This is a genomic window from Streptomyces sp. NBC_00647 (assembly GCF_045207245.1).
GTDB lineage: Bacteria > Actinomycetota > Actinomycetes > Streptomycetales > Streptomycetaceae > Streptomyces.
This window is the reverse complement of the sequence record NZ_CP109040.1, coordinates 4,723,291-4,748,025: the sequence shown is the minus strand read 5'-3', so window position 1 is coordinate 4,748,025 and position 24,735 is coordinate 4,723,291. Positions and strand designations below refer to the sequence as shown.

The 24,735-nt window shown below is 71.6% G+C and carries 17 protein-coding genes; 8 read left to right on the top strand and 9 right to left on the bottom strand.

The window, feature by feature from the left end; translation table 11 throughout:
- The first annotated feature begins 33 nt into the window (after positions 1–33).
- The 4 genes from OG788_RS20675 to OG788_RS20660 all read left to right on the top strand — a co-directional run bounded on the left by OG788_RS20675 (position 34) and on the right by OG788_RS20660 (position 7,776).
- Positions 34–2,628 carry a bifunctional FO biosynthesis protein CofGH gene (locus OG788_RS20675; RefSeq protein ID WP_406372617.1) on the top strand — a complete coding sequence of 865 codons (2,595 nt, stop codon included), beginning with the start codon at positions 34–36 and terminating at the stop codon, positions 2,626–2,628.
- Positions 2,629–2,675: 47 nt separating this feature from the next.
- The gene (locus OG788_RS20670) at positions 2,676–3,014 is read left to right on the top strand and encodes a LamG-like jellyroll fold domain-containing protein (RefSeq protein WP_406372616.1); all 339 of its coding nucleotides are present in this window, start codon (positions 2,676–2,678) and stop codon (positions 3,012–3,014) included.
- Positions 3,015–3,167: 153 nt separating this feature from the next.
- The gene (locus OG788_RS20665; protein WP_406372614.1) at positions 3,168–6,491 is read left to right on the top strand and encodes a tetratricopeptide repeat protein; all 3,324 of its coding nucleotides are present in this window, start codon (positions 3,168–3,170) and stop codon (positions 6,489–6,491) included.
- Between the two features lie 169 nt (positions 6,492–6,660).
- Complete coding sequence (locus OG788_RS20660; RefSeq protein ID WP_406372613.1) at positions 6,661–7,776, top strand: ADP-ribosylglycohydrolase family protein; 1,116 nt, start codon at positions 6,661–6,663, stop codon at positions 7,774–7,776.
- A gap of 65 nt (positions 7,777–7,841) precedes the next feature.
- Here the strand turns inward: OG788_RS20660 and OG788_RS20655 are convergent, their stop codons facing one another.
- On the bottom strand, positions 7,842–9,413 hold the full coding sequence (locus OG788_RS20655; protein ID WP_351541392.1) for a sodium:solute symporter family protein: 1,572 nt from the start codon (positions 9,411–9,413) through the stop codon (positions 7,842–7,844).
- A gap of 400 nt (positions 9,414–9,813) precedes the next feature.
- On the bottom strand, positions 9,814–10,599 hold the full coding sequence (locus OG788_RS20650; protein WP_351541390.1) for an SDR family oxidoreductase: 786 nt from the start codon (positions 10,597–10,599) through the stop codon (positions 9,814–9,816).
- 107 nt (positions 10,600–10,706) lie between these two features.
- Between OG788_RS20650 and OG788_RS20645 the strand changes: the two genes are divergently transcribed.
- The gene (locus OG788_RS20645; protein ID WP_406372612.1) at positions 10,707–11,546 is read left to right on the top strand and encodes a hypothetical protein; all 840 of its coding nucleotides are present in this window, start codon (positions 10,707–10,709) and stop codon (positions 11,544–11,546) included.
- A gap of 134 nt (positions 11,547–11,680) precedes the next feature.
- On the opposite strand, the gene OG788_RS20640 is transcribed toward OG788_RS20645, so the two are convergent.
- From OG788_RS20640 to OG788_RS20630, 3 genes are all read right to left on the bottom strand, one after another.
- Complete coding sequence (locus OG788_RS20640; RefSeq protein ID WP_266759783.1) at positions 11,681–11,890, bottom strand: DUF397 domain-containing protein; 210 nt, start codon at positions 11,888–11,890, stop codon at positions 11,681–11,683.
- A 283-nt stretch (positions 11,891–12,173) separates the two neighbouring features.
- Positions 12,174–13,031, bottom strand: coding sequence for a helix-turn-helix transcriptional regulator (locus OG788_RS20635; protein ID WP_351541387.1), 858 nt, complete (start codon positions 13,029–13,031; stop codon positions 12,174–12,176).
- Positions 13,032–13,491: 460 nt separating this feature from the next.
- A complete protein-coding gene (locus tag OG788_RS20630; RefSeq protein ID WP_266759779.1) occupies positions 13,492–14,247 on the bottom strand; it encodes a GPP34 family phosphoprotein in 756 nt (251 codons plus the stop codon).
- 221 nt (positions 14,248–14,468) lie between these two features.
- Here OG788_RS20630 and OG788_RS20625 point away from each other — a divergent pair, with 221 nt between their 5' ends.
- The gene (locus tag OG788_RS20625; protein ID WP_406372610.1) at positions 14,469–17,300 is read left to right on the top strand and encodes a serine hydrolase; all 2,832 of its coding nucleotides are present in this window, start codon (positions 14,469–14,471) and stop codon (positions 17,298–17,300) included.
- A gap of 201 nt (positions 17,301–17,501) precedes the next feature.
- Positions 17,502–19,391 carry an MFS transporter gene (locus OG788_RS20620; protein ID WP_406372608.1) on the top strand — a complete coding sequence of 630 codons (1,890 nt, stop codon included), beginning with the start codon at positions 17,502–17,504 and terminating at the stop codon, positions 19,389–19,391.
- A gap of 79 nt (positions 19,392–19,470) precedes the next feature.
- Here the strand turns inward: OG788_RS20620 and OG788_RS20615 are convergent, their stop codons facing one another.
- The 4 genes from OG788_RS20615 to OG788_RS20600 all read right to left on the bottom strand — a co-directional run bounded on the left by OG788_RS20615 (position 19,471) and on the right by OG788_RS20600 (position 23,098).
- Positions 19,471–20,406: an alpha/beta fold hydrolase gene (locus tag OG788_RS20615; RefSeq protein WP_406372606.1), complete on the bottom strand. Its 936-nt coding sequence runs from the start codon at positions 20,404–20,406 to the stop codon at positions 19,471–19,473.
- Between the two features lie 183 nt (positions 20,407–20,589).
- The gene (locus OG788_RS20610) at positions 20,590–21,456 is read right to left on the bottom strand and encodes a MerR family transcriptional regulator (RefSeq protein WP_406372605.1); all 867 of its coding nucleotides are present in this window, start codon (positions 21,454–21,456) and stop codon (positions 20,590–20,592) included.
- A gap of 127 nt (positions 21,457–21,583) precedes the next feature.
- Complete coding sequence (locus OG788_RS20605) at positions 21,584–22,081, bottom strand: glutathione peroxidase (RefSeq protein ID WP_406372604.1); 498 nt, start codon at positions 22,079–22,081, stop codon at positions 21,584–21,586.
- A 9-nt stretch (positions 22,082–22,090) separates the two neighbouring features.
- Positions 22,091–23,098, bottom strand: coding sequence for an ArsR/SmtB family transcription factor (locus tag OG788_RS20600; RefSeq protein ID WP_406372603.1), 1,008 nt, complete (start codon positions 23,096–23,098; stop codon positions 22,091–22,093).
- Between the two features lie 81 nt (positions 23,099–23,179).
- Here OG788_RS20600 and OG788_RS20595 point away from each other — a divergent pair, with 81 nt between their 5' ends.
- Positions 23,180–24,412, top strand: a complete 1,233-nt coding sequence (locus OG788_RS20595) for an MFS transporter (protein WP_406372601.1) — start codon at positions 23,180–23,182, stop codon at positions 24,410–24,412.
- Positions 24,413–24,735 lie beyond the last annotated feature (323 nt).

Sequence of the window (24,735 nt, the reverse complement as noted above, 5' to 3'; positions counted from 1 at the left end):
GATACCTGATCACCTCGACCGTATGCTCGAAGGATGACGACCTCCGCAACGGGCGCGACTCCCGGATCCGGGCCGACGGCGAACTCCATGCGGCGTGCACTCAAGCGCGCGCGGGACGGCGTCGCGCTCGACGTGACCGAGGCGGCGGTGCTGCTCCAGGCCCGCGGCGCGGACCTCGACGACCTGACCACCTCCGCCGCGCGAGTGCGGGACGCGGGCCTGGAAGCGGCCGGCCGCACCGGTGTCATCACGTATTCCAAGAGCGTCTTCATCCCGCTGACCCGGCTGTGCCGGGACAAATGCCACTACTGCACCTTCGTCACCGTCCCCGGAAAGCTGCGCCGGGCCGGCCACGGGATGTTCATGTCCCCGGACGAGGTCCTGGACGTCGCCCGCCGGGGCGCCGAACTCGGGTGCAAGGAAGCCCTGATCACCCTCGGCGACAAGCCGGAGGACCGCTGGCCCGAGGCCCGCGAATGGCTGGACGCGCACGGCTACGACGACACGATCGCGTACGTACGGGCCATCTCGATCCGCATCCTGGAGGAGACGGGCCTGCTGCCGCACCTCAACCCGGGTGTGATGTCGTGGACCGACTTCCAGCGGCTCAAGCCGGTCGCGCCCTCGATGGGCATGATGCTGGAGACCACAGCGACCCGGCTGTGGTCCGAGCCCGGCGGCCCGCACCACGGCTCGCCCGACAAGGAACCCGCCGTCCGGCTGCGGGTCCTGGAGGACGCCGGCCGCTCCTCCGTCCCCTTCACCAGCGGGCTGCTGATCGGCATCGGCGAGACGTACGAGGAGCGCGCCGACTCCCTGTTCGCGCTGCGCCGCGTCTCCCGGGCGTACCACGGCATCCAGGAACTGATCATCCAGAACTTCCGGGCCAAGCCGGACACCGCGATGCGCGGGATGCCGGACGCGGAGCTGGACGAGCTGGTCGCCACCGTCGCCGTCGCCCGGCACATCATGGGCCCGGCCGCCTGTCTCCAGGCCCCGCCCAACCTGGTCGACAGCGAGTACGGGCGGCTCATCGGGGCGGGCATCGACGACTGGGGCGGGGTCTCGCCCCTGACCATCGACCACGTCAACCCCGAGCGCCCCTGGCCGCAGATCGAGCTGCTGCGCGAGCAGTCGGCCGAGGCGGGCTTCGAGCTCCGCGAACGACTGTGTGTCTACCCGGAGTTCGTGCAGCGCGGCGAACCCTGGCTGGACCCGCGTCTGCTGCCGCACGTACGGGCGCTGGCGGACCCGGAGACCGGCCTCGCGGTCCCGGACGCGGTGGTCGAGGGCCGGCCCTGGCAGGAGCCCGAGGAGGCCTTCACCTCCTCGGGGCGCACCGACCTGCACCACACCATCGACACCGAGGGCCGCACCGGCGACCGCCGCGACGACTTCGACGCGGTGTACGGCGACTGGGAGGCGCTGCGGGAGGCCGCGGCCCCCGGCATGGTGCCGTCCCGGATCGACACCGACGTACGGGCCGCGCTCGCGACCGCCGCCGACGACCCGACGAAGCTGACCGACGACGAGGCCCTCGCGCTGCTGCACGCCGACGGACCGGCGCTGGACGCCCTGTGCCGGATCGCCGACGACGTGCGCAGGGCGGCGGTCGGCGACGACGTCACGTACATCGTCACTCGCAACATCAACTTCACCAACGTCTGTTACACCGGCTGCCGTTTCTGCGCCTTCGCCCAGCGCCGCACCGACGCCGACGCGTACACGCTCTCCCTGGAGCAGGTCGCGGACCGCGCCGCCCAGGCCTGGGACGTCGGCGCGGTCGAGGTGTGCATGCAGGGCGGCATCCACCCGGACCTGCCCGGCACCGCCTACTTCGACATCGCGAAGGCGGTGAAGGAACGGGTCCCCGGCATGCACGTCCACGCCTTCTCGCCGATGGAGGTCGTCAACGGCGCCACCCGCACCGGCCTGTCCATCCGCGAGTGGCTGACGGCTGCCAAGGAAGCGGGCCTCGACACCATCCCCGGTACGGCCGCGGAGATCCTGGACGACGAGGTGCGCTGGGTCCTGACGAAGGGCAAGCTGCCCGCGGCGACCTGGATCGAGGTCGTCACCACGGCCCACGAACTGGGCATCCGCTCGTCCTCCACCATGATGTACGGCCATGTCGACCAGCCCCGACACTGGCTCGGCCACTTCCGCACGCTCTCCCGCATCCAGCAGCAGACCGGCGGCTTCACGGAGTTCGTGACCCTCCCCTTCATCCACACCAACGCCCCCGTCTACCTCGCCGGCATCGCCCGGCCCGGCCCGACGACCCGCGACAACCGCGCGGTCATGGCGATGGCCCGCCTCCTGCTGCACCCGCACATCCCCAACATCCAGACCAGCTGGGTCAAGCTGGGCACCGAGGGCGCGGCCGAGATGCTCCGCTCCGGCGCCAACGACCTGGGCGGCACGCTGATGGAGGAGACCATCTCCCGCATGGCGGGCTCCAGTTACGGCTCCTACAAGTCGGTCAAGGAGCTGGTCGCGGTGGCCGAGGCGGCGGGCCGCCCCGCCAGGCCCCGCACCACCCTCTACGGCGAGGTCCCGCAGGAGCGGCAGCGGGCGGCGGCGGCCTCGGACGGGCATCTGCCGGAGCTGCTGCCGGTGCTCGACTGAGGGAAATCCCTTTCCGCCCTGTCGGCGCTCCCTCCTGGCAGCTCGTGATGCCCGTGAAGGACGAGGCCGGAGCCCCGGAGAAGGTGGTGTCCGAGATCGAGAGCGCGGACGGCGGCGAGGGCCTCGGCCATCGCCTCGCCGTGGTCTACGACGACGGGGCCGACACGGTCAAGCTGTACGTCGACGGTCAGCTCGGTGCCGGGGACACGGCCGACTTCCCGAACGGCTGGCACAGCAGCGGCGCCCTCCAGGTCGGCAGGGCCAAAGCCGCCGACGGCTGGGGCGAGTACCTGCACGGCGACGTGGACGAGGTGCAGGCCTACCAAGGGGTCCTGAGCGAGACGCAGATCAGGCAGCTCGGCGCGGGCGCGGGCATCGACCCGTGATCCCACCGGTCCCCAGGCACTGACCACCGTCGAAGCGGGCGGCCGGAAGCGCGTTCCGGCCGCCCGTAAGTGTCCCGTCATCACCACGCGTTCCGGGGCGAGTTGCGTCAGACTGGGGGACGAACCAGGCGACCACGGGGGAGGGGCGGGCCGATGACGCGGGCGCGGCCGTCGATGCAGGAGCTGATCGAGGGGCGGCGGCGGCACGGGTTCGTCGGGCGCGGGGCCGAACGGGCCACGTTCCGCGCCAATTTCGACCTGCCTCCCGAGGACGAGCGACACCGGTTCCTGTTCCACGTGCATGGCAACGCGGGCGTCGGCAAGACGTTCCTGGTCCGCGAGATGGAACAACTGGCGCGTGAGCGCGGCGCGCTGACGGCCTACATCGACGAGAGCGTCGGCAGCCTGCCCGAGGCCATGGCGGCGATGAGCCGTCGGTTCGCCGCGCAGGGACACCGGTTCAAGGAACTGGACCGCCTGCTCACGGCGTACCACGAGCGGCGGCACGAGGCGGAGGCCGCCGTCCTCGCCCCGCACGAGCCCGAGCGGCCCGCCCCGTCGGCGGGCAGCCTGACGGTGGCACGGGTCGGGCTGGCGGGGCTGGGAATGGTACCGGGGGTCGGCGCCTTCGCCGGCGTCCTGGACCCCGCCCAACTGGCGCAGGGAGCCGACCGGTTGAGGGCCGGGCTCAGCGCACGCTTCCGTAACGAGGAGGACGAGCGGCTGGTCCTGTCGCCGCACGCCGTGCTCACCCCGGTCCTCGTCAGGGAGCTCTCCGATGCGGCGTCGGCCGTACCGTGGATCGTCCTGTTCTTCGACACCTACGAGCGGACGGGACCGTTCCTCGACGCGTGGCTCCACGCGGTGATGGCGACCCGGGAGCACGGCCTGCTGCCCGCCACGGTCGTCGCGGTGACCGCCGGGCAGCGCCCCTTCGACACCTCCCGCTGGGGCGGCTTCACCGACTTCGTCACCGACCTGCCCCTCGGCCCCTTCACGGAGACCGAGACCCGGGGCCTCCTCGCGGACAAGGGGGTCGTGGCGGAGCCCGTCGTCGAGGAGGTGCTGCGCCTCACCGGCGGACTGCCCCTGCTGGTATCGACGCTGGCCGAGCAGCGCCCCGCGGACCCCGGCGACATCGGCGACCCCTCGGCCACCGCCGTCGAACGCTTCCTGAAGTGGGAGGCGGACCCGGTCCGCCGGGCCGTGGCCCTCGCGTGCGCCCTTCCGCGGAGCCTCGACCTGGATGTGTTCCGGGCGGCCGTGGAGTGCCCCGACGAGGACGCCGACGCGTTGTTCGGCTGGCTGCGCGGGCTGCCGTTCGTGGACGGCCGAGGCGACCGGCTCCGGTACCACGGCCTGGTCCGCGAGCCGATGCTCCGGTTGCAGCGGCGCCATTCCCCGCGCGGCTGGACCGAGCGCCACGAGAGGCTCGCGGAGGTCTTCGGCCACTGGTGCGACGAGGCGGGGACCGACCTGATCGATCCCGACGAGCTGTGGAAGCACGAGCCGTGGCGGCGGCTGCGGCTGGAGGAGTCGTACCACCGGCTGTGCGCCCGGCCGCGCGCGGCGCTGGGTGACGTGCTGAGCAACGTGGCCGAGGCCTGCCGGGCCGATCAGGTGGCCGGGCGCAACTGGGCCAGGATGATCGAGGAAGCCGGAGACGCGGCGGGCGACCCTGTCCTGCGCGATCTGGGCCGGGGACTGACCGCGGCCCTGGCGGACGACGAGGACGGGGTGGCCGCGGCGATGGACCTGCTGCTGGCCCGCTCCGCGCTGCACGGCCCCGGCCGCGCCCTGGCACACGGGGTGCGGGCCAGGGAGCTGCGCAACAGCGGGGAGTACGAGCGGGCCCTGGCCGAGTACGACCGGGCGGTCGAGATCGATCCGGACGAGGCGCGGGTGCACTACGGCCGTGGCTTCACCCACCAGTTGCGGGGTGACTTCACCGCGGCGCTGGCCGCTTTCGACCGCGCGGACGAGCTGCGGCCGGACACGGGGTGGATCATCGCGGAGCGGGCGGAGACGCACCGACTGGCGGGCCGCTTCGAGGACGCGGTGGCCGACTTCGACCGGGCCGTCGCCCTCGACCCGACGGACGCCGACTCGCTGGCCTCCCGAGCGGTGTGCCGGCACGCCCTCGACCAGTTCGAGGCTGCGGGCGCCGACTTCGACCGCGCGCTGGGCATGGACGAGAACCACCTCTGGACCCTCGTCCGCAGGGCCCGGCTGCACCGTGACACGGACGAGTGGGACAAGGCGTTCACCGACCTGGACCGGGCGGCTCGCCTCGATCCGGACTCCGCCTGGATCGCGTCGGAACGGGGCGACGCCTACCGGCTCGCGGGCCGTTTCGAGGAGGCTGTCGCCGAACTCGGCCGGGCCGTCGGCCTCGAAGCCGACTACGCCTCGGCCCTGGCGGGCCGCGGGGTGTCGCACCACGAGCTGGGCGACAGCGCGCGGGCGCTGGCCGATCTCGACCGTGCCGTCGCGCTGGAGCCGGAGTACTCCTGGGCCCTGGTGATGCGGGCCCGGGTGAGGTGGCGGCTGGAGGACCTGTCCGGCGCGAACGAGGATCTGCGGCGCGCGCTCGCGGCGAGTCCGGACGCCGCCTGGATCGAGGTCGAGCTGGGCAACGCCCTCCGGATCGAGAAGAGGCACCAGGAGGCGGTCACCGTCTTCCGGCACGTACTGGACCGGGACCCCGGCAACGCCTCGGCGCTCGGCTGTCTGGGAGCGACCTACCGCGACCTGAAGGACTACGAGGAGGCGCTGACCTGGCTCGACCGGGCCCTGACGGCCGGTCCGGACTTCGTGTTCGCCTACGAGAAGCGGGCCCAGGTGTTCCTGGCGACCGGACGGACCGAGCGGGCGCTCGCCGACTGGGAACGGCTGATCGCCCTGGGAGGGGACGGGGACACGGCACGCTGCAAGATCGTGGAGACGCTGATCCTCTGCGGCCGGCGGGACGAGGCGATGGCCCGGCTGGCCGAGGCGGGCCCGGCGCCCGGCCAGGACGACTCGCCCGACCTCGAACTCGACTACGTGCGCGTCGAGGTCTTCCGGCACGCCGCGGAGTGGGCGCGGGCTCGGCACCTCGCGGAACGGCTCCGTGCCGAGGAACCGCTCCCGGGCACGTTCCAGCTGGCGATGACCGAAGCGCGGTCACGGGGCCGGGCGGCCGCGGAACCCTGGTGGCGTGAGCTGGAACGGCTCCTGGACACGGAGGAACCGGACGAGCTCACCCGGGTGTCGGGCCGCTGCATCATCGGCTGGGCCCTCGGGGACTGGGCCGACGCCGACCGGGCGCTGGCCGAGGTCCTGGCCATGGAACCCGACTGGGACGACCTGGCCGAGCTCGCGGACATCCTCACCGAACTCCTGCTCGGTCCCGAGACCGACCATGCCCGCCTCACCCCGCGTCTCGCGACGGTCACAGCGGCCCGCGACGCGATCCGGGCGCGCTACACCGACTGACGTCGGGCGGGTCCGAAGCCTGCGCATTCTCCCGGACACTGCTCATACCCGACCGCTTGGGGACACCAGGACCACATCCCCTTTATGGATCCGCAGCCTCAACCGACCGTTCCCGTTCGATTACAGTGCTTAGCTGTCGGACGTACGGACGGTGCCTCAGGAGGTCTCGGTGGGTGCGACAGCCGGTGCCGTCTGGGGCCGTGGTGAGCAGCAGGACTTCCGCAGCCGGGTCCGCGGAACGCTGCTGGGCGCGGCCGTCGGTGACGCCCTCGGGGCGCCGCTCGACGGGCTCTCCCTGGAGGAGATCCGGTCGGTACACGGCGCGCAGGGCCTCCTCGACCTGGCCGCCGCGTACGGCCGGCGCGGCGCCGTCACCCACCTCACCCAGCTCACCCTGTTCAGCGTCGACGGGCTGATCCGTGCCCAGGTGCGCCGCGACACCGGCGCCTGGCATCCGCCGTCCGACGTGCACCGCGCCTACCGCCGCTGGGCGGCCACCCAGAGCGACTGGGGGCCGGACGAACGCCGCAAGGACGACGGCTGGCTGGCCCGTGAGGAGTGGCTCTACGCCCGCCGCGACCCGGCCAGGGCCAATGTCCTCGGCCTCGCCGACGAGATCATGGGCACGCTGGACGCGCCCAAGAACCCCGGCGAGCCGGGCCCCGAGGCCGCCGCCCGCTCCGCGCCCTTCGGGCTGCTCGTCGGCTGGGAGCCGCAGCTCGTGATGCAGCTCGCCGTCGAGTGCGCCGCGCAGACGCACGGCCACCCCACGGCCTACCTGACGGCGGGCGCGTACGCCGTGATCGTGCACGCGCTCGCCCGCGGCGAGAACCTCGACGCGGCCGTGCAGCAGGCCCTCGCGCTGCTCGCGACCCGCCCCGGGCACCAGCAGGTCGCCGACGCGCTCCAGCACGCGCTGGGCGCCGTACGGCAGGGGATGCCCTCACCGGCACGGGTCGAGGAGCTCGCCGCGGGCGGCACCGCCGAGGGCGCGCTCGCCGTCGCGGTGTACTGCGTGCTCGTCGGCGAGGACGTCCGGCACGGTCTGTGCCTCGCGGTGAACCACGGCGGACCCTCAGCGGTCACCGGAGCCCTCGCCGGCGGTCTGCTGGGCGCCCTGCACGGCGAGACGGCCCTCCCGCCGGCCTGGCTGGCCGAACTGGAGGGCCGTCCCTCGGTGCTGGTCCTCGCGGACGACTTCGCGATGGAGATGACCCAGGGGCCCGCGCTGCACGGGCCCGCCGGATCGTCCCCGGGCTGGCTCGCCCGCTACCCGCGGGCCTGAACCGTCCCGGAGCGCACACCCCGTACGCCCCGGACCTTCCCGGGCCTCTCGCTCCGCTCGTCCTTCTAGTCCTTCACCGGAGTGCCCACCACGTCGTCCGGCGCCCCCGCCGGGGCCGGGACCGCCGCGGCGGCCGAGCCGTCGTCGTCCGTGTTGATGATCTCGATGAGGGCGTCCCGCTCCGGGGTGTCCTCGGGCTTCAGGAAGCCGATGAGGACGTACAGGACGAGCGAGATGGCCATCGGCACGGAGACCTGGTACTCCAGCTTCACGTCCGTGCGCTGGGAGAAGTCCAGGTTGTAGTTGACGAAGAAGAAGGCGAGCAGACCGCAGGCCCAGCTGGTCAGCGCCGCGGTCGGGCCGGACTTACGGAACGGCCGCAGCAGACCCAGGATGAACGGGATCGCGATCGGTCCCATGAGCCCCGCCACCCACTTGATGACGACGGTGATGATGTCCTTGAACGTGGGGGAGTTGACCTGGGTCGCCACCGCCATGGAGAAGCCGAGGAAGGCGACGGTGGTGACGCGGCCCGCGATGAGCCCCGCACGGGTGTCCCAGGCGCGCGCGGCCTTGGAGAGCACCGGCGCCACGTCCCGGGTGAACACGGCCGCGATGGCGTTCGCGTCCGAGGAGCACATGGCCATCGTGTGCGAGAAGAACCCGACCACGACCAGGCCCAGCAGACCGTGCGGCAGCAGCTGCTCGGTCATCAGGCCGTACGCGTCCGAGCCGTCCGGCTTCTGCGCCGTGACGAGGAGGGGCGACAGCCACATCGGGATGAACAGGATGAGCGGCCACACGAACCACAGACCGGCGGAGAGGAAGGCGGACCGGGTGGCCTGCTTCGCGCTGCCCGTCGCCATGTAGCGCTGGGCCTGGTTCCACATGCCGCCGTTGTACTCGAACAGCTTGATGAACAGGTACGCGATGAAGAACACCGTCATGTACGGGCCCGCGAACCCGTCCGCGTGACCGTGCAGCTTCGGCGAGTCCAGCGCCTTGGAGAGGCCGCCCTGGTCGGAGATCTTGTTCAGCGCGATGATCAGCATCGCCAGACCGGCCAGCAACTGGATGATGAACTGGCCGAGTTCGGTCAGCGCGTCCGCCCACAGCCCGCCGATCGTGCAGTACACCGCCGTGATGCCGCCGGTGATGAGGATGCCCTGGGTGAGGGTGACGCCGGTGAAGACGCTGAGCAGGGTGGCGATGGCCGCCCACTTCGCGCCGACGTCCACGATCTTCAGCAGGATGCCGGACCATGCCAGCGCCTGCTGCGTCGGCACGTTGTAGCGGTCCTTGAGGTACTCGAGCGGTGAGGCGACGTGCAGTCGTGAGCGCAGCCGGTTGAGCCGGGGCGCGAAGGCCTTGGCGCCGATGGCGACGCCGATGGCGATGGGCAGTGCCCAGGTCACGTACGAGGTGATGCCGTAGGTGTACGCGATGCCGGCGTAACCGGTGAACATCACCGCGCTGTAGCCCGACATGTGGTGCGAGATGCCGGACAGCCACCACGGCATCTTGCCGCCCGCGGTGAAGAAGTCGCTGACATCGTCCACACGCTTGTGGGACCAGACACCGATCGCGGTCATGACACCGAAATACGCGACCAGGACGGCCCAGTCGAGACCGTTCATGTGCCCCCTCCAGGGGTCCGCCTTGTGAACCTGCAGATACCGGACGGCACTTCGCCAGTACGCATGGGTCCCCCTGCTCGAGCGGAGCCGAGAGCTCGGGGAAGGGCGGTGCCCCCGTGCGGGAGCGGGGACTTCGGGGATTGAACCGCTGGTTCGACCAGCCGGTCAAGACCTCCAGCGGTCACAGATATGAACACAGATCAGAAAGCAGAACGATTTTGCCTCTACTTTACCCGTCGGGCTGTTGTCGTGCTCGTGACGTGGAACACACGATGAGCGGGCACTTCGTCAGAACCACCGCACCACCCACAGCAGCACCACAGCAGCAATGACCGACCGACAGCCGTACGGGATGCGGGTCCCGTGCGCCTGGGAGAGGAGGCCGCGCCCACCGCACCGCCTAGCGCATGAGTTCGCCCGCGTTCACGAGCAGAGACTGTCCCGTGATCGCCCGCGACCGGTCGGACGCCAGGAACACCGCGGCGTCCGCCACGTCCCCGTCCGTGGCCAGCTCGGGCAGGGCCATCCGCTCGGTGAGCCGCTTCAGCACGTCCGCCTCGGGCACCTGCTCGGTGTAGGCCGTGAACTGCACGTACGCCTCGACGGGCGGGCCCCACATCCAGCCGGGCAGCACGGTGTTGACCCGTATCCGGTGCGGACCGAGCTCCCGTGCCAGGGAGTACATCGCGCTCGTCAGCGCGCCCTTCGACGCCGCGTACGCCGCCTGCCGCACCTGGCTCGGGGCGGCGACCGACGACTGCGTGCCGATGATGACGACCGAGCCGCCGCGCTCCTTCAGGGCGGGCAGGCAGGCCCGGGTCATCCGCAGCGTGCCGAGCAGGTTCACGTCGATGACCGACCGCCAGGTCGCGAAGTCGGCGTCCTCCAGGCCGCCGAAGTAACTGTCCCAGGCGGCGACATGGACCACCGCGTCGAGCCGCCCGAAGCGCTCCGCCGCGAGCGCCGCCAGGGCCTCGCACTGCCCTTCGTCGGTGATGTCCGTCGCGCGGAACGCCGTGTGCGCGCCGTCCGGGTCGAGTTCGGCCGCCGCCTTGGCCAGGTTCGCCTCCGTGCGCGCCCCGAGCACGGCGTTGCCCCCGTCGCGCACCACGGCCGCCGCGACCTGATGGCCGAGCCCGGCTCCGACGCCCGACACCACGACGGTCCTGCCGGTGAGCAGTGACATCGCATACCTCCGGGGCTCTGGCGGATTTCCTGACGGGGCGTCAGAGTATGGGCGTCCGGCGGAGGAAGGAAGTCCCGCGCACGTTCCACCGAGGAAGGGGACCGTCAATGTCTGAGGAGACCCGCAGCGAGACCTACGCGGAGCTGGCCGCCCTCGGCCCGTACGGCGTCCACCCGGGCCACGCCCTGATCACCATGGTCGAACCGCACCCGGGCCACGAGTACGCCTACAACCGCTGGTACGAGGACGACCACTACTACGCCGGCGCGATGGCCATGCCCTGGATGTACGCCGGACGCCGCTGGGTGGCCACTCGCGACCTCCAACTGCTCCGCTACCCCGAGAAGTCGGCGGTCGCCCAGCCGGTCACCGCCGGCTGCTACATCTCCACGTACTGGGTCACCGACGGCCGCTACGACGACCACATGAAGTGGACCGTCGGCATCAACAGGCGGCTGAACCGCGACGGCCGCGTCTACCAGGACCGCACGCACGTCTTCACGGCCTTCCAGGACCACGAGGCCACCGTCTACCGCGACGGCTCCGCAGGCCCCCGGGACTTCCACGCCCTCGACCACCCCTACGCGGGGCTCGTGGTCGAGGTCGTCGACGCCGGATCGGCCGACCGGCGGGCCGAGTTGCTGGAGTGGCTGCGCACCCGCCATCTCCCCGGGCGGCTGGCCGGCTCACCCGCCGCCCTGGTCACCCTGTTCCGGCCGACCCCGCTCCCCGGCGACCGGATGACCTACGTCAAGCAGGTCGAGGGAGTGGATACCCGGCTGACCCTGCTGTGGTTCCTGGAGGCGGACCCGCGGGAGTGCTGGGAGGCGTCCTTCACGGGCCTGGACGAGGCGGTGGCCGAATCGGGGCTCGGGCGGGTGGAGTTGGTGGCCCCCTTCGTCCCCACGGTGCCGGGAACGGACACGTACGTGGACCGGCTGCGCTGAAGAAGGGTGCCCTACGGCGAACCGAACCCTCGAAGAAAGGGGCCGAGCCCCCTCGGCCAGGACGGCGGGCCGGTCGAGAGGGCTCTTTCGGTGAAACGTATGAAGTTGTACGGGGCCATGTGGCGTCGGACGTATCAGACGAGGTCGGAAGATCCTCGGCTCACCTCGGCCACGAAGGTGTTCCACGCGTCCGCGGGAAAGGCCAGCGTGGGTCCGGCGGGGACCTTGGAGTCCCGTACGGCCATCGCCGAGTGGACGGGGGACTTGACCTCGACGCAGGCGCCGTTGCCGGTGGAATAGGAAGACTTGGTCCACGTGTCGGTGGCGCCCTGCTGAATTGCCATGATCGCTCCAGAAAGCAGTCGTTCTTCGATGAGTTGCCGCCATCGACGCCATCGCGGCGCTGTCACCGGGCTGCGGATCCGTCAGGTGACCCGCAGTTCGGTTTGCGCCAACGTTGTTGCTTGGTGGCGTGATCGACGCTACTCGCCAACATCGGCTGGCGAAGCGACTATTCACTCGACTGGATGGCATATTCCAGTGGGGTCTTCCGCGCTGAGGTGACCAAGGTGTATTGTCCGGCACCTCATCGGCGGGGGCGCCCTCGAGAGGCCGCCCCCGGGCTCCTCAGCGCGCGTAGTCCTTCGCGAGGTCCGCGATGAACTGACGCGACTGCTCCACGTTCAGGGCCTGCGCCCTCAGGTGCTCATACATCACGCTGTACTTCTGGACGTCGTTCGCCTTCTCCAGGTACAGGTCGCTGGTCACGCCCTCGATGTAGACGACGCTGGAGTCCGCCGCGTCGGGGAACTCCAGGATCGCGTACTGGCCGTTCAGGCCCGGATGCGCTCCCATGTCGAAGGGGATCACCTGCACGGTGACGTGCGGCAGTTGGGACTGCTCGACGAGGTATTCCAGCTGCTCGCGCATGAGCGAGCGATTGCCGACGGCACGGCGCAGCGCGGCCTCGTCGAGGACGGTCCACAGCCGCAGCGGGTTGTCCGGGGCGGAGATTCGTTCCTGCCGCTTCAGCCGCACCTGAACGCGCTTGTCGATGTCGGCGGCCGCGGTCTCCGGCAGTGCCCCCGCGATCAGCGCCTCGGCGTACGGCCGGGTCTGCAGCAGCCCCGGGACGACCTGCGGGTCGTACACGCGCAGGCTCGCGGCATCGGTCTCCAGGCCGATGTAGACGCTGTACGGGATGTCGCCGAAGGAGTGCCACCAGCCCTGCTGGCGCGAGTCCTTGGCCATCTGCATCAGCGAGTCGACGATCCGGTGGTCCTCGACCTCGTAGACCCCGCACAGATCGCGGACATCGCGCTGGCTGATGCTGCGCCTGCCGTTCTCCAGTCGGCTGATCTTCGACTGCGAGACCAGCAGGCGCTCGGCGACCTCTTCGGCCGTCATGCCCTTGAGTTCGCGGAGCCGGCGCAGCTCCTGGCCCAGCCGGCGCCGCCGGACGGTGGGATTGACACTTGACGCCACGGGACGTGCACCTCCGGCTACGAGCCTGTACTTTGCGTATCTGCTGTTGAGCAGATTGCCACCAAGGTGCTTTCTACCGCTGGGAAACGGCGTATATGCGCTGGGTGGGCGCACGTTCGTGGATTCGGCGTGTATACGCGGCCCCGCGCGGTCTCCGCGGGCCCGCGAACTCCCGGTGAGAGATCCGTCGATGAGGTCTCGCACCGGAGGACACGGTCCCTGGGAGAAGCGCTCTCCCCGGATGCGGCCGTCGTCGGATGCGGCCGCGCGGGGCGGCGGAACCGTGTCGTCGTCCGGACGTACGGTCCCACCACCCCGCGCGAGCCAGCGGCTCCCGAACCGGATCATGGGGACTGCGGTGCGGCGCTCATGTCTTACGGCGGTGCTGGCGGTGCGGGTGCTGTGGGTGGTGCGGGTACTGCCGGCAGTGCGGTGGTGCGGGCCGCCGTGGGGCTGCGGCTCAGTGCGCCACGGCGCGCGCCATCGAACCATGACGCGGTTGCATCGGAACACCGCGGGCGGTCTCCGGTGCGGACCTGACTCCGGCGGTGGCCGGACGGCCTGCCGGTGCCGGGCTGCGGCGTGGCTGTGCGGCCACACCGTTCTGAACGTCCATCACGGCGTGTGCCACGAGGCCGCCCATGGGGTCGTGCCTGATCAGGTCCCGCAGCCGGGATCGGGACGACCGTCCCTCGTTCCCCGGATACAGGTGCTTGCCGAGACCGACCGCATGGGCCAGCGCGGCGAGCGCCGCGGTCCGCGGGTCCGGCGGGACGCCGGTGCGGATCGCGTTGTCCAGCCGGGTTCTGATCTCCCGGCTGATATCCGTGTCCGTCGCTTGGTAGCGAGTCGTCGGAAGCACCCCGCACATCTGGCCGGCCACGGCATGGACCATGCCGCACCTCTCCAGATGCGAAAGGTAGGTCTGGCGCAGCCCCAGCCGGGGTCCGCCAATCCAGTTGACCGCGCGTACGGGTGCTCCGCGTCGGCGAAGCAGTTCCAACGCACAGTCCAGTGTTGGATCTCCGGTCGGCCGTGGCACCACCACGGCGATACGATCCCCGTCTGGGGCTATCCGTCCGGCCAGCGCCAGCTCCACTAGCTGTGCTCCGGCCAGACCGAGGTCGAGCGACTGCGGCTGTGCGGTGGTACCCGTGGCCGGGTCCAACGCCAGCAGCAGAAGCTCCTCCGGAATTGTTCTGCGGCTCTTGCCCATCCATGCCTCCCCGCGTGGATGAATGACAGGGTGACCCCTCTCACATTGGTCTGTCGAGGGCGCGTGACCGGAATATGAGGGAACCGGCAGGTATGTCGTTCTCGTCTACCGCAGGGGTCAGGCCCTCACACAGGACACTGGTACATGGTTCGGACAGCGGTGTCCGGGCGGCGGTTCAAGGGTTTGACGGTTCGGTTCGGCGCGCGGAGGGCGTGCGCCGCATGGAGGAGGCATCGGTGGCGGGCGAGTCCCCCGACAGGTCGAAGCAGCACGAGTCGTCGGCGTCGTCGGCAGAAGCGACGCCGGTGACCCCGGCGCCGGTTCCGAGTCCGGCGCGGTCGGGCGCGCCGGTGTCGACGTCGACCCAGAGCTCGGCTCCGGCCGACCCCCGGATGGCGATGGCCCGTGAACGGGCCGCCACGGTACGGGTGGATCAGGCGACGGCGGTGTTCTCCACGAAGGCGCTGTCGGCGGACGCGTCCCGCACGGCCGAGTCGGAGCGGACCTCGGAGTCCGAGGCCGGCACCGACGCCGCCGGGGGCAAGAGCGTCGAGGGCGACACCCGGCTGCGCGCGGCGGTGGCCGCGTGGGTCGCCGGATCGGGCGAGCCCGCTCCGGCGGGCGCGGACGCCGGACCCGAGAGCGGTGACGGCGCCACGACCGACACGGACGGGACGGACGCGGACGGCACCGACGCCGACGCCGACGGTGCCGACACGGACGGCGCTGACACGGACGCTGCCGGCCCGACGGCCGATGCCACCGGAGACGGTGCCGACGACGCCGGGCAGGAGCCCGGAAGGGCCGAGGACGCGGCCGACGAGGCCGACTCGTCCGACGCGGCGTCCGAGCGGGACGCGGAGGCCGCCGCCGCTTCCGCCGCCGACCTCGAGACCGACGAGGAGCACGAGGCCGACCAGGAGCCGGAAGCCGCCTCCGGTGAGACTGCCTCGGAGGCCGAGCCCACGCCCGAGGCCGAGCCCAAGGCCGAGTCCGGCCCGGCGTCCGCGCTGGACGCCGCTCTCGCGTCCCGAGCCGCCGAGGCCGAGGCCGAAGCCGAAGCCGCGGACGAGGCCGCCGCCGAGGCCGTGGACGAGCTCCGGCCCGAACCCCGGCCCGAACCCCAGGACGAGCCTCAGGACACGCCCCAGGCGGTGCCGGACGACGAGCCCGAGGACCGGCCGGCCGAAGCCTCCGCACGGGCAACCGCTCCCGCGCCCGAGGACGCGCCCAAGGGCCGTCCCGGCAGCGACTCCGACTCTGTCGACGCGACCTCGGACACGAAGCCCGACGAGACCGACGAGACCGACGAGACGGACGAGACCGACGAGACCTCGGACACGGGCGCGGACTCCGCGCCCGAGCCCCCCGTCGATCAGCCCACCGCCATCTTCAAGGCTCCGCGGCCTCCGGCCGTGGACCAGCCCACCACCATGCTCAAGCTGGGCGGCGCCACCCGCCGGCCGGCCGACGAGAAGCCCGTGACCGGGCCGGCCGACAAGCCCGCCGACAGGCCCGCCGAGGCCGACGAGAAGGCCGCCTCCAAGGCCGACGAGCGGCCCGCCGACGGGCGGGGTGCCAGGTCCGCCGGTGAACCCGAGCGCACCAGCAGGTTCGTCCCCCTCAAGCGGCCCGACGAGCCCGCCGCCCCGGCGCGACCGAAGCCCGCCCCCGCTCCGGGGAGCACCGACCGGCCGGCGGCGGCCACCACGGCCATGCCGCAGGTCGGCCCCGAGCGCACCACCCAGCAGCCCCTTCCGCCGAAGCCCCCGCTCGACCTGCTGGCCGAGCTGACGAACACTCCGCCGCCGCCGCAGACCCCGGTCCGGACGTTCGTGCGTCGGGTCAAGATCTGGACGCCGCTGGTCCTGCTGCTCGTGGTGATCTTCGCAGTCGCACAGGCCTTCCGTCCGTTGCCGGACCCGGGTCTCACGCTGACCGCCGACGAGACGTACACGTTCGACGGCGGCACCCTCGACCTGCCCTGGCCCGGTCAGGGCCAGTCCGCGATCGAGGTCGAGGGCGTGGGCAGCCTCGGGACCGACGGCAAGCAGACCCCCGCCCCCGTCGCGAGCGTCGCCAAGATCATGACGGCGTACGTGATCCTCCAGGAGCACCCCCTCAAGGGGAACGAGGACGGCGAGAAGATCACCGTCGACCAGCAGGCCGAGGACGAGTCGAAGCTGCCGGACGAGTCGACGGCGGCGATGTCGAAGGGCCAGCAGTTCACCGAGCGTCAGATGCTCCAGATGCTGATGATCCCCTCCGGCAACAACGCGGCGCGACTGCTGGCCCGCTGGGACTCCGACAGCAAGAGCTTCGTCGCCAAGATGAACGCCGCCGCCAAGGACCTCGGCATGACGAACACGACGTACACGGACCCGAGCGGTCTGCTGAAGACGACGGTCAGCACGCCCACCGACCAGATCAAGCTGGCCAAGAAGGTCATGAAGAACGACGTGTTCCGCAGCGTCGTCGGGATGGCCAAGGCGGATGTCCCGGGGCTGGACAACACGATCTACAACAACAACGACCTGCTGGTGAAGCAGGTCGGCGTGATCGGCCTGAAGACCGGTTCGTCGACGCCCGCGGGCGGCAACCTGGTGTGGGCCGCGACCAAGAACGTCGACGGCAAGACGCAGATGATCTATGGCGCGGTGATGAACCAGAACGCCGGCACCGGCAAGGTCTGGGACAGCCTCCAGCTGGCGCTCGCCAACAGCCAGAAGCTGATCGACAAGGTCCAGAAGAGCCTGATCACCGCCACGGTGGTGAAGAAGGGCCAGGTCGTCGGCTATGTGGACGACCAGCTCGGCGGCCGGACCCCGGTGGTCGCCACCAAGAACATGACGGCGGTCGGCTGGCCCGGTCTGAAGACCCGGCTGTCGATCGGCGAGGGCCGGTCCGTGGTCCCGCACTCCGCCAAGGCGGGCACCGTCGTCGGCAACCTGACGGTCGGTGACGGCTCCAGCCGGGCGGTGAAGATCCCCGTCGCGCTCCAGTCGGACCTCGCCGAGCCCGGCCTCGGCGCGAAGCTGACGCGCGTCGGCTGAGCGGACCCGGACACCGATGGCGTACGCGCGCACGGATCGGTGACGTACACCGGGGAGCAGCACCCGCACGCACTCTGCCGGACGGCGCCCCACCCGGGCGCTGTCCGGGGGAGTGCGTGCTAGCGTCGCGACAATCGGGGCTGCTCGCGAGCCGCGGGTCCCGGCCCAGAACGGACAACGGGACACGGGGAGAACCTTGCAGTGGCGACAGCGGAGAAGACCCACGCCGACGACGCCGATCCGGGCCACGGAACGGGCCCGCGAATACCGCTGAACGACCGTAGCCACGACGTGGTCCGCGGCGAAGGCGGAGGCGGCACCGAAGGCCCCGGTGACAGCGAGGACCCCGACGGGACCGAACCTCCCGCGTCGGCCGGCGCCGCGTTGTCGAACCTCTTCCGCCGCCATCCCGTCGTCCTCTCCACCGTCCTCGCCGGCGTGCTCCACGTGGTGTGGTTCTTCACGTTCGCGAACAGTGGTGGGGACCTGGCGGCGCAGGACGCGTGGGCGGAGTTCGTCGGCCGGCACCCGGACTCGGCGTACAACCTCGCCTGGTACGGCGGAATGCACCCGGTCTCGTACAGCATGGTCTCGCCGTATCTGATGTCGGTGCTCGGCGTCCGGACGACGATGATGATCGCCGGGACGCTCTCGGCCGGCCTGCTGACCATGATCCTGATCCGCAGCCGGGCGGTACGGAACCCGACCGCTCCGGCGCTCGCGGGTGTCTTCGCGCTGCTGTGCAACGCCATCTCGGGCCGGGTGACCTACGGCCTCGGCACGATGTTCGCGCTCGCCGCGGTCGCCGTCGTGTTCTGCTGGCCCTACCGCTGGCGCTACAAGCGCTGGGCCAAAGCCCTGTGCGCGGCGCCGCTGGCCGCGCTCGCGACGGCCGCCTCACCGGTCGCCGGACTGTTCGTGGGTCTGGTGGCGGTGACCCTGTTCCTCCAGAAGCGCCGCCCCGGCGCCTACGCCCTCGGCATCGCCCCGGCGCTCGTGGTCGCGGTCTCGGCCTGGCTCTTCCCGTTCTCCGGCACCCAGCCGATGGAGTTCTACTCGGTCATCCTGCCGTTCGGGTACGCCGTCCTGGTCTACCTCCTGGTCCCCAAGGAGTGGATGACGGTACGGACCACGGCGGCGGTCTACGGCCTCGGAGTGCTCCTCGTCTGGCTGATCAGCTCCCAGATCGGTTCGAACATCACCCGCCTCGCGATGCTCTTCGCGGGCGTCGTCCTGATCGCCGCGCTGCCCTTCACCGTGCGGAAGTCGCGCAAGTGGTACGCCATCGTCCTCGCCGTCGTCGTCTTCAACGGGTGGATCGGCTTCAAGTCGATCGACGACATCGTGCACACGACCCCGGCGGCGTCCTTCGGGCGCGAGCTGGCGCCGCTCGTCAACCAGCTCCAGGTGGTGAACGCCGAGAAGGGTCGCGTCGAGGTGGTCCCCGCCCGCTCGCACCGCGAGGCGTCCGCCCTCGCCCCCTACGTGAACCTCGCCCGCGGCTGGAACCGCCAGGCCGACATGGAGCGCAACCCGCTCTTCTACGACGACACGCTCAACTCCGCGAACTACCACGAGTGGCTGCAGCGCTGGGCCATCCACTACGTCGTGCTGCCCAAGGGCGAACCGGACGGCGACGGCGGTCTGCGCGAACGCGAGCTCGTCCAGCGGGGCATGCCCTATCTCCGGCAGGTCTGGGCCGACGCCAACTGGCAGCTCTTCACCGTCACCGACCCCACTCCGCTCGCCGAGCCGAACGCCGTCGTCGACCGTGCCGAGCAGGGTGAGCTGACCATCGAGGTGAAGAAGGCGGGCCGCATCCTCATCCGCATCCCGTACTCGCCGTGGCTGAGCATCGTCGACGAGGACGGCAAGAGCCTGAAGCCGCCGCAGGAGACGAAGGCGTCGAGGGACGGCGGGGACGGCACCTCGAAGGTGTACGACAACCTCAACGGCTGTCTGATGCCGACGGAGGAGACCGCGGCGGGCGACGAGTGGACGGAGCTGCTGGCCCCGAAGCCGGGCACCTACCGCCTCGCGGCGCCGTACCAGCTCCCCCGGGGCACACCCTGCCCGGAGGAGCTGCGCTGAGTCCCGGCCACCGGCGCCGTACGGGCGCCGGGCCCGTGTGTGGTGGCGGGCACCCGGACCGCGTGATGTGTGACAGGAACTAGAACTGCTCGAACGGCCCGCAGTAGGGCAGGCCCGCGTCCTCCGGACGCTGGTCCCGGAAGAACCGGACGAGCAGGTCGCAGAAGTCCTGGGGTCGCTGGAGATGGGCCAGATGCCCGCACTCCGCGATCGTGGTGAAACGCGCGCCCGGCAGGTCCGCCGCCACCGAGCGGACCATGTCGGGCGTGGTGAGCGTGTCGTGCTCGCCGGTGAACGCGAGATACGGCACGGCGGGGACGGGCGCGCGCCGGTACCACTCGTGGGCCAGCAGACGCCGGTTCCGCTCGATCGTCACGGCGACGTCGCGCGGGGTCTGCGCCGTGAACTGCCGGTACATCAGCCGGGTCAGCGCGACGTGCTTGCGTACGGTGCGGTCGCCGGGCGGCGGCACGAAGCACCGTACGAACTCCTCGGCGGTCTCCTCGACGCGCCCCTCCTCCAGAAGCCGCACCCAGCCGACGAGCGCCTCGGCGAACCAGTCCGGAATGTGATCCGACATCCCCTGCACGGCCACCCGGCGCAGCAGCTCCGGATACCGCTGGGCCAGCCGGAGCCCGACCGCCCCGCCGTAACACCCCGCGTACAGGTTCACCGGGCCGAGCCCGAGCTCGCGCAGCATGTGTCCCGCGCACTCGGCGAGGAAGTCGATCCCGTGCTCGGTGGGCAGGAAGTCGGCGTCCCCGAACCCGGGCAGATCCACCGTGACGACGGTCCCGAGCGCCCCGAGCCACCGCTCGTGCCGCACCCACGAGTACCGCGTCTGGTCCGAACCGCCCAGCACGAGCAGCGGCTCCGTGACGGGGGCGCGGTGCCGTGCGATCCGGGCGGTGTACGCGTACCCCTCCCACGAGAGCCGGCGCTCCTCGACTTCCGTGGATGCCCCGCCTCCCGGAGCCTGGGCGGGAACGTCTAGTGAGGAAGCGACAGAAAGCACAGCGAACTCCCGAGAGGGGACGAGACCACCGAAACTCCCACTCGTACACGGCTGCCGGGTGCGACGCCCGCAATGTCACACGAAGGTGGGCGCTGCACCACACGAAGGTGGGCGTGGTGCGGCACGGCTGCCGCACCACGCCCACACCTCACGTCACTTCGCTTCGCCTCACCCCACGTGGCCTCACTTCACCGGGAACGCGACGTCGCACACGGCGTCCTCGGGCCCCGCCGCGTCCCAGTCGGCGAAGTAGATCTCCCGGCACGGGCCGTCGGAGGACAGCCCCTGCTCGGTGATCCAGCTCTCGACCGCCTCGAAGGCGGCGAGGATCTGCGGGTGGGCGACCTGCGCCTTGCTGATGCGGACATAGGCGATGCGCTGGGCCGGCTGGACCCGGACCTCCACCCCGGTGGCCCGTCCCCGCCCCCGTGCCCAGGCCCGAGCCGCGGCCTCGTCGGCGACCGGCACGCACGCCTCCGCGGGACCGTCGCTCTCCACGCCGACCTCGGCGTAGTACACGACGTAGGGCGGCCCCGTGACACCCCCGGCCTCCCGGGCGCCCTCCTCCAGCCGTCCCAGCGAGCCGGGGATCCACACCGGCAGCTCGGGCGCCAGGACGTGCCGCTTCTCGGTCAGTACGACGTGCTCGGGCACCTCGGCGGTCTTGACGACGAAATTCTCGTACATCTCGGAACTCCTCCCGGAAAGACGTCCACGGAGGTAGTCGGCGAGCGCCCGCTGCGAGGCGAACCGCGCCTCGGCGCCGTCCCAGTACGCGGCGAGCAGCGCGGCCGCGTCGGTACCGCGCGCCCCCACCACGTCCGCGATCCGCGCCAGCGGCATGTCCAGCTGGCGCAGCAGCGCGACGAGCCGGGCCCGTTCGGTCTGCTCGGCGCGGTAGTAGCGGTAGCCGCTGTCCTCGTCGACATACGCCGGGGGCAGCAGCCCCAGCCGGTCGTACAGCCGCAGCGCCTTCGCCGAGAGCCGCGCCCGCGAGGCGAACGCGCCGATGGTGAGCAGATCCTTGTCCACCCTGTCATCCTCCGTCACCGGGCGCCTTCCGCCCGGTGACGAGGACGCTCCCCCTTGCCCCAGGGGCAAGGTCAACCGCGGGCCTCCACCCCAGGGGCGAGGTCGACGGCGGGCCTCCACCCCAGGGCGAGGTCAACGGCTGGGCTCAGGCGATCGCCTTCTCGACGGCGGAGACGAGCTCCGCCGACTCCGGCTCGGTCTGCGGGGAGAAGCGGCCGACGACCGTGCCGTCGCGCCCGATCAGGAACTTCTCGAAGTTCCAGCGGATGTCGCCGGCGTGCCCCTCGGCATCGGCGGTGCCCACCAGACGCTCGTACAGTCCGTGCCGCCCGTCGCCGTTCACGTCGACCTTCTCGGTCATCGGGAAGGTCACGCCGTAGGTCGCGGAGCAGAACTCGGCGATCTCCTCGGAGCTGCCCGGCTCCTGTCCGAGGAACTGGTTGCAGGGCACCCCGAGGACGGTGAAGCCCTGATCGGCGTAGCGCGCGTGCAGCTGCTCGAGGCCGGCGTACTGCGGGGTCAGACCGCACTTGGAGGCCACGTTCACGATGAGCACGGCCTTGCCCGCGAACTGGGACAGATCGGCGGAACCCCCCTGGAGGGCCCCGATCTCCACGTCGAGCACAGAGTTGTCAGTAGTCATAAACGGATGCTAACTCCGGTAGGTGACGGTCCCACCGGTCCCGCCGGTCCGTCCGTCGCGCTGCGCTGTGACAAGCACCTCACCGGCGGCCGTCCGCGAGTACAGCACCGACCGCCCCGCCCGCCGCCGCTCCACCAGCCGCGCGTCCAGCAGCACCCGCAGATGCCGCCCGACCGACCCCAGCCCCTGCCCGGTCACGGCCACCAGCTGACTGGTGGACAGGGGGGAGTCGAGGAGGACGAGCACCCCGGCGCGGGCGGTCCCGAGAAGCGCCCCGAGACTCTCAGGCACCGCATCGGCCCGCACATCGGCCAGCGCCCCCGTGCACGGGTAGACCACGGCGTAGCGGCGGGACTCCTCCCAGGACACCCAGCCGGCCTTCGGCGTGACGGGCACGAAGACCAGCTGGGCGCCGGAGATCTCGCGCGGCGGGTACTCGTGGAGGTTGACCTGCAGCCGGTTGTCGCCGAGCCAGCGCGTTCCGGGCCGCAGTCCGTCCAGCGCCGCCGCCCAGCCGCCCTGGCCCAACTGCGCGGTCCGCGCCACCACATCGGCCTCCAGGACGCGCCGCCGCCGTTCCCAGTCGGGGCGTACGGACTCCTCCCAGAGGGCGGTGAGCAGCGCGGCGGCCCGCTCGGGCAGATCGTCGCGGTCCGCGAGACCGGCGGGCAGCGGACCGCCCACCGAGCGGGCGAGATGGGCGCGGGCCTCCCGGGGCGAGGCCTCCCGCACCCGGGCGACCTCCGCCTCGAAGGTCTCGTCGCCGTACGGGGTCGGGGTCAGGAAGTCGGCGATCCACGCCTGCCCGAGCCCGCAGCGGACGAGCAGCGCGGTGACCGGGTCGGCGGCCAGCCGCTTCCGGTACGCGGGCAGGTGGACGCCCAGCCAGGCGCGCTCGCCGGGGTGCGTCGCGGTCCCGGCGTGCAGCATCTTCAGACAGGCGAACGTCTCCGCCAGCGGCGACAGCACGAAACGGCTCCCGGCGAGCGTGTCGGCGTTCACCTGCCACCAGCCCATCCCCGCACCCCTCCCCAGCCGGACGTTTCGCCACCACGCGAAACACTATCGACCGCCCGTCCGGCCCCGGAGACTCCGCGCATGCGCAGCTACTCCGAGCTCTTCCGCACGCGGGAGTTCACCCCGCTGTTCCTGTCCTCCTGCTTCAGAACCGCCGCCTCGACGGTGAGCGGTCTGGCCCTCGCCACCCTGGTGTACCGGGCGACGCAGTCGCCGCTGCTCACCGCGCTCAGCATGTTCGGCCCCTCGCTCGCCCAGGTGGTCGGCGCGACCACCCTGCTGTCGGCCGCCGACCGGCTGCCGCCGCGGGCGACGGTGGCGGGTATCGCGGCCCTCTTCGGGCTCGGTACGGCGGCCATGGCGATCCCCGGTCTCCCGGTGTGGACGATCTTCGCCCTGCTCCTGCTCCTCGGCCTGATCCAGTCCTGCGGCGGCGGAGTCCAGTGGGGCCTGCTCAACGAGATCCTCGCCAAGGAGGGCTACCTGCTGGGGCGTTCGGTCTTCAACATGATGAGCGGAGTGGCCCAGGTCGTGGGGTTCGCGACGGGCGGCGTCCTGGTGGCCCTGCTGTCCCCGCGGGCCACGCTCCTCCTCGCCGCCGGCCTGTACCTGGCGGCGGCCCTGACCGCCCGGCTGGGCCTGACACCCCGCGCACCCCGCGCCGCCGGCCGCCCGTCCATCGCCCGGACCTGGCGCACGAACGCCCGCCTCTTCTCCTCACCGGAACGCCGCACCCTCTATCTCCTGCTCTGGGTGCCGAACGGCCTGGTCGTCGGCTGCGAATCGCTGTACGTGTCGTACGCGCCGAGCCGGGCCGGCGCGCTGTTCGCCTTCGCGGCGTTCGGCATGTTCGTCGGGGACGTGACGACCGGCCGCTTCCTGCCGCCCCGGGTGCGCGCCCGCCTGGGCGTCCCCTTCCTGCTGCTCCTCGCGACGCCGTACCTCTTCTTCGTCCTGCGTCCGGGCGTGGCGGTCGCCGCCGTCCTCGTCGCCGTCGCCTCGATCGGCTTCGGGTCGAGCCTCATCCAGCAGGAACGCCTGGTGGCCCTGATCCCCGACGACCTCAGCGGCCACGCCCTCGGGCTCCACACGGCGGGCATGCTCACGATGCAGGGCGTGAGCGCGGCGCTGGCGGGCGGCACCGCCCAACTCACCTCGCCCGGAACGGCGATGACCGTCATGGCCGCCGCCTCGGTCACCGTGACGCTGACACTGGCCCCCTCGCTGCTCCACCGCCGTGGCCCGTCCCCCGACCGCCCACGTCCGGAGGCGTCGGCGCCAAGCGGACGCCCATCCGAGGTGAACGCTCCCTGAACCGGCGAAGGTTGCACGACGGCGGTCACAACCGCCCATCCGCCACTGGTGTCGCCGGGGTCTGCCGGGCAGGCCTCCTGTGCCGGGGTCGCCGAGGTCTGCCGGGCACGCCACCTGCGCCGGGGTCGCCGGGGTCGCCGGGCACGCCTCCTGCGCCGGGGTCGCCGGGGTCGCCGGGCACGCCTCCTGCGCCGACGTCTGCCGGGGTCTGCCGGGCACGTTCCCTGAGGCCCGAGCCTGCGGGGGCAGGCCCGCTGATGCGGGGGTCTGCCGAGGCGTGCCGGGGTGGGTTTCCCCTGGAACCGACTCCCCGGCCTCGCCGC

Excerpts from the sequence above, each read along its gene's own strand:
- OG788_RS20675 (WP_406372617.1), top strand. The coding sequence starts at position 34 with ATGACGACCTCCGCAACGGGCGCGACTCCCGGATCCGGGCCGACGGCG.
- OG788_RS20670 (WP_406372616.1), top strand. The coding sequence starts at position 2,676 with ATGCCCGTGAAGGACGAGGCCGGAGCCCCGGAGAAGGTGGTGTCCGAG.
- OG788_RS20665 (WP_406372614.1), top strand. The coding sequence starts at position 3,168 with ATGACGCGGGCGCGGCCGTCGATGCAGGAGCTGATCGAGGGGCGGCGG.
- OG788_RS20655 (WP_351541392.1), bottom strand. The coding sequence starts at position 9,413 with ATGAACGGTCTCGACTGGGCCGTCCTGGTCGCGTATTTCGGTGTCATG.
- OG788_RS20650 (WP_351541390.1), bottom strand. The coding sequence starts at position 10,599 with ATGTCACTGCTCACCGGCAGGACCGTCGTGGTGTCGGGCGTCGGAGCC.
- OG788_RS20645 (WP_406372612.1), top strand. The coding sequence starts at position 10,707 with ATGTCTGAGGAGACCCGCAGCGAGACCTACGCGGAGCTGGCCGCCCTC.
- OG788_RS20640 (WP_266759783.1), bottom strand. The coding sequence starts at position 11,890 with ATGGCAATTCAGCAGGGCGCCACCGACACGTGGACCAAGTCTTCCTAT.
- OG788_RS20630 (WP_266759779.1), bottom strand. The coding sequence starts at position 14,247 with ATGGGCAAGAGCCGCAGAACAATTCCGGAGGAGCTTCTGCTGCTGGCG.
- OG788_RS20625 (WP_406372610.1), top strand. The coding sequence starts at position 14,469 with ATGGAGGAGGCATCGGTGGCGGGCGAGTCCCCCGACAGGTCGAAGCAG.
- OG788_RS20605 (WP_406372604.1), bottom strand. The coding sequence starts at position 22,081 with ATGACTACTGACAACTCTGTGCTCGACGTGGAGATCGGGGCCCTCCAG.
- OG788_RS20600 (WP_406372603.1), bottom strand. The coding sequence starts at position 23,098 with ATGGGCTGGTGGCAGGTGAACGCCGACACGCTCGCCGGGAGCCGTTTC.
- OG788_RS20595 (WP_406372601.1), top strand. The coding sequence starts at position 23,180 with ATGCGCAGCTACTCCGAGCTCTTCCGCACGCGGGAGTTCACCCCGCTG.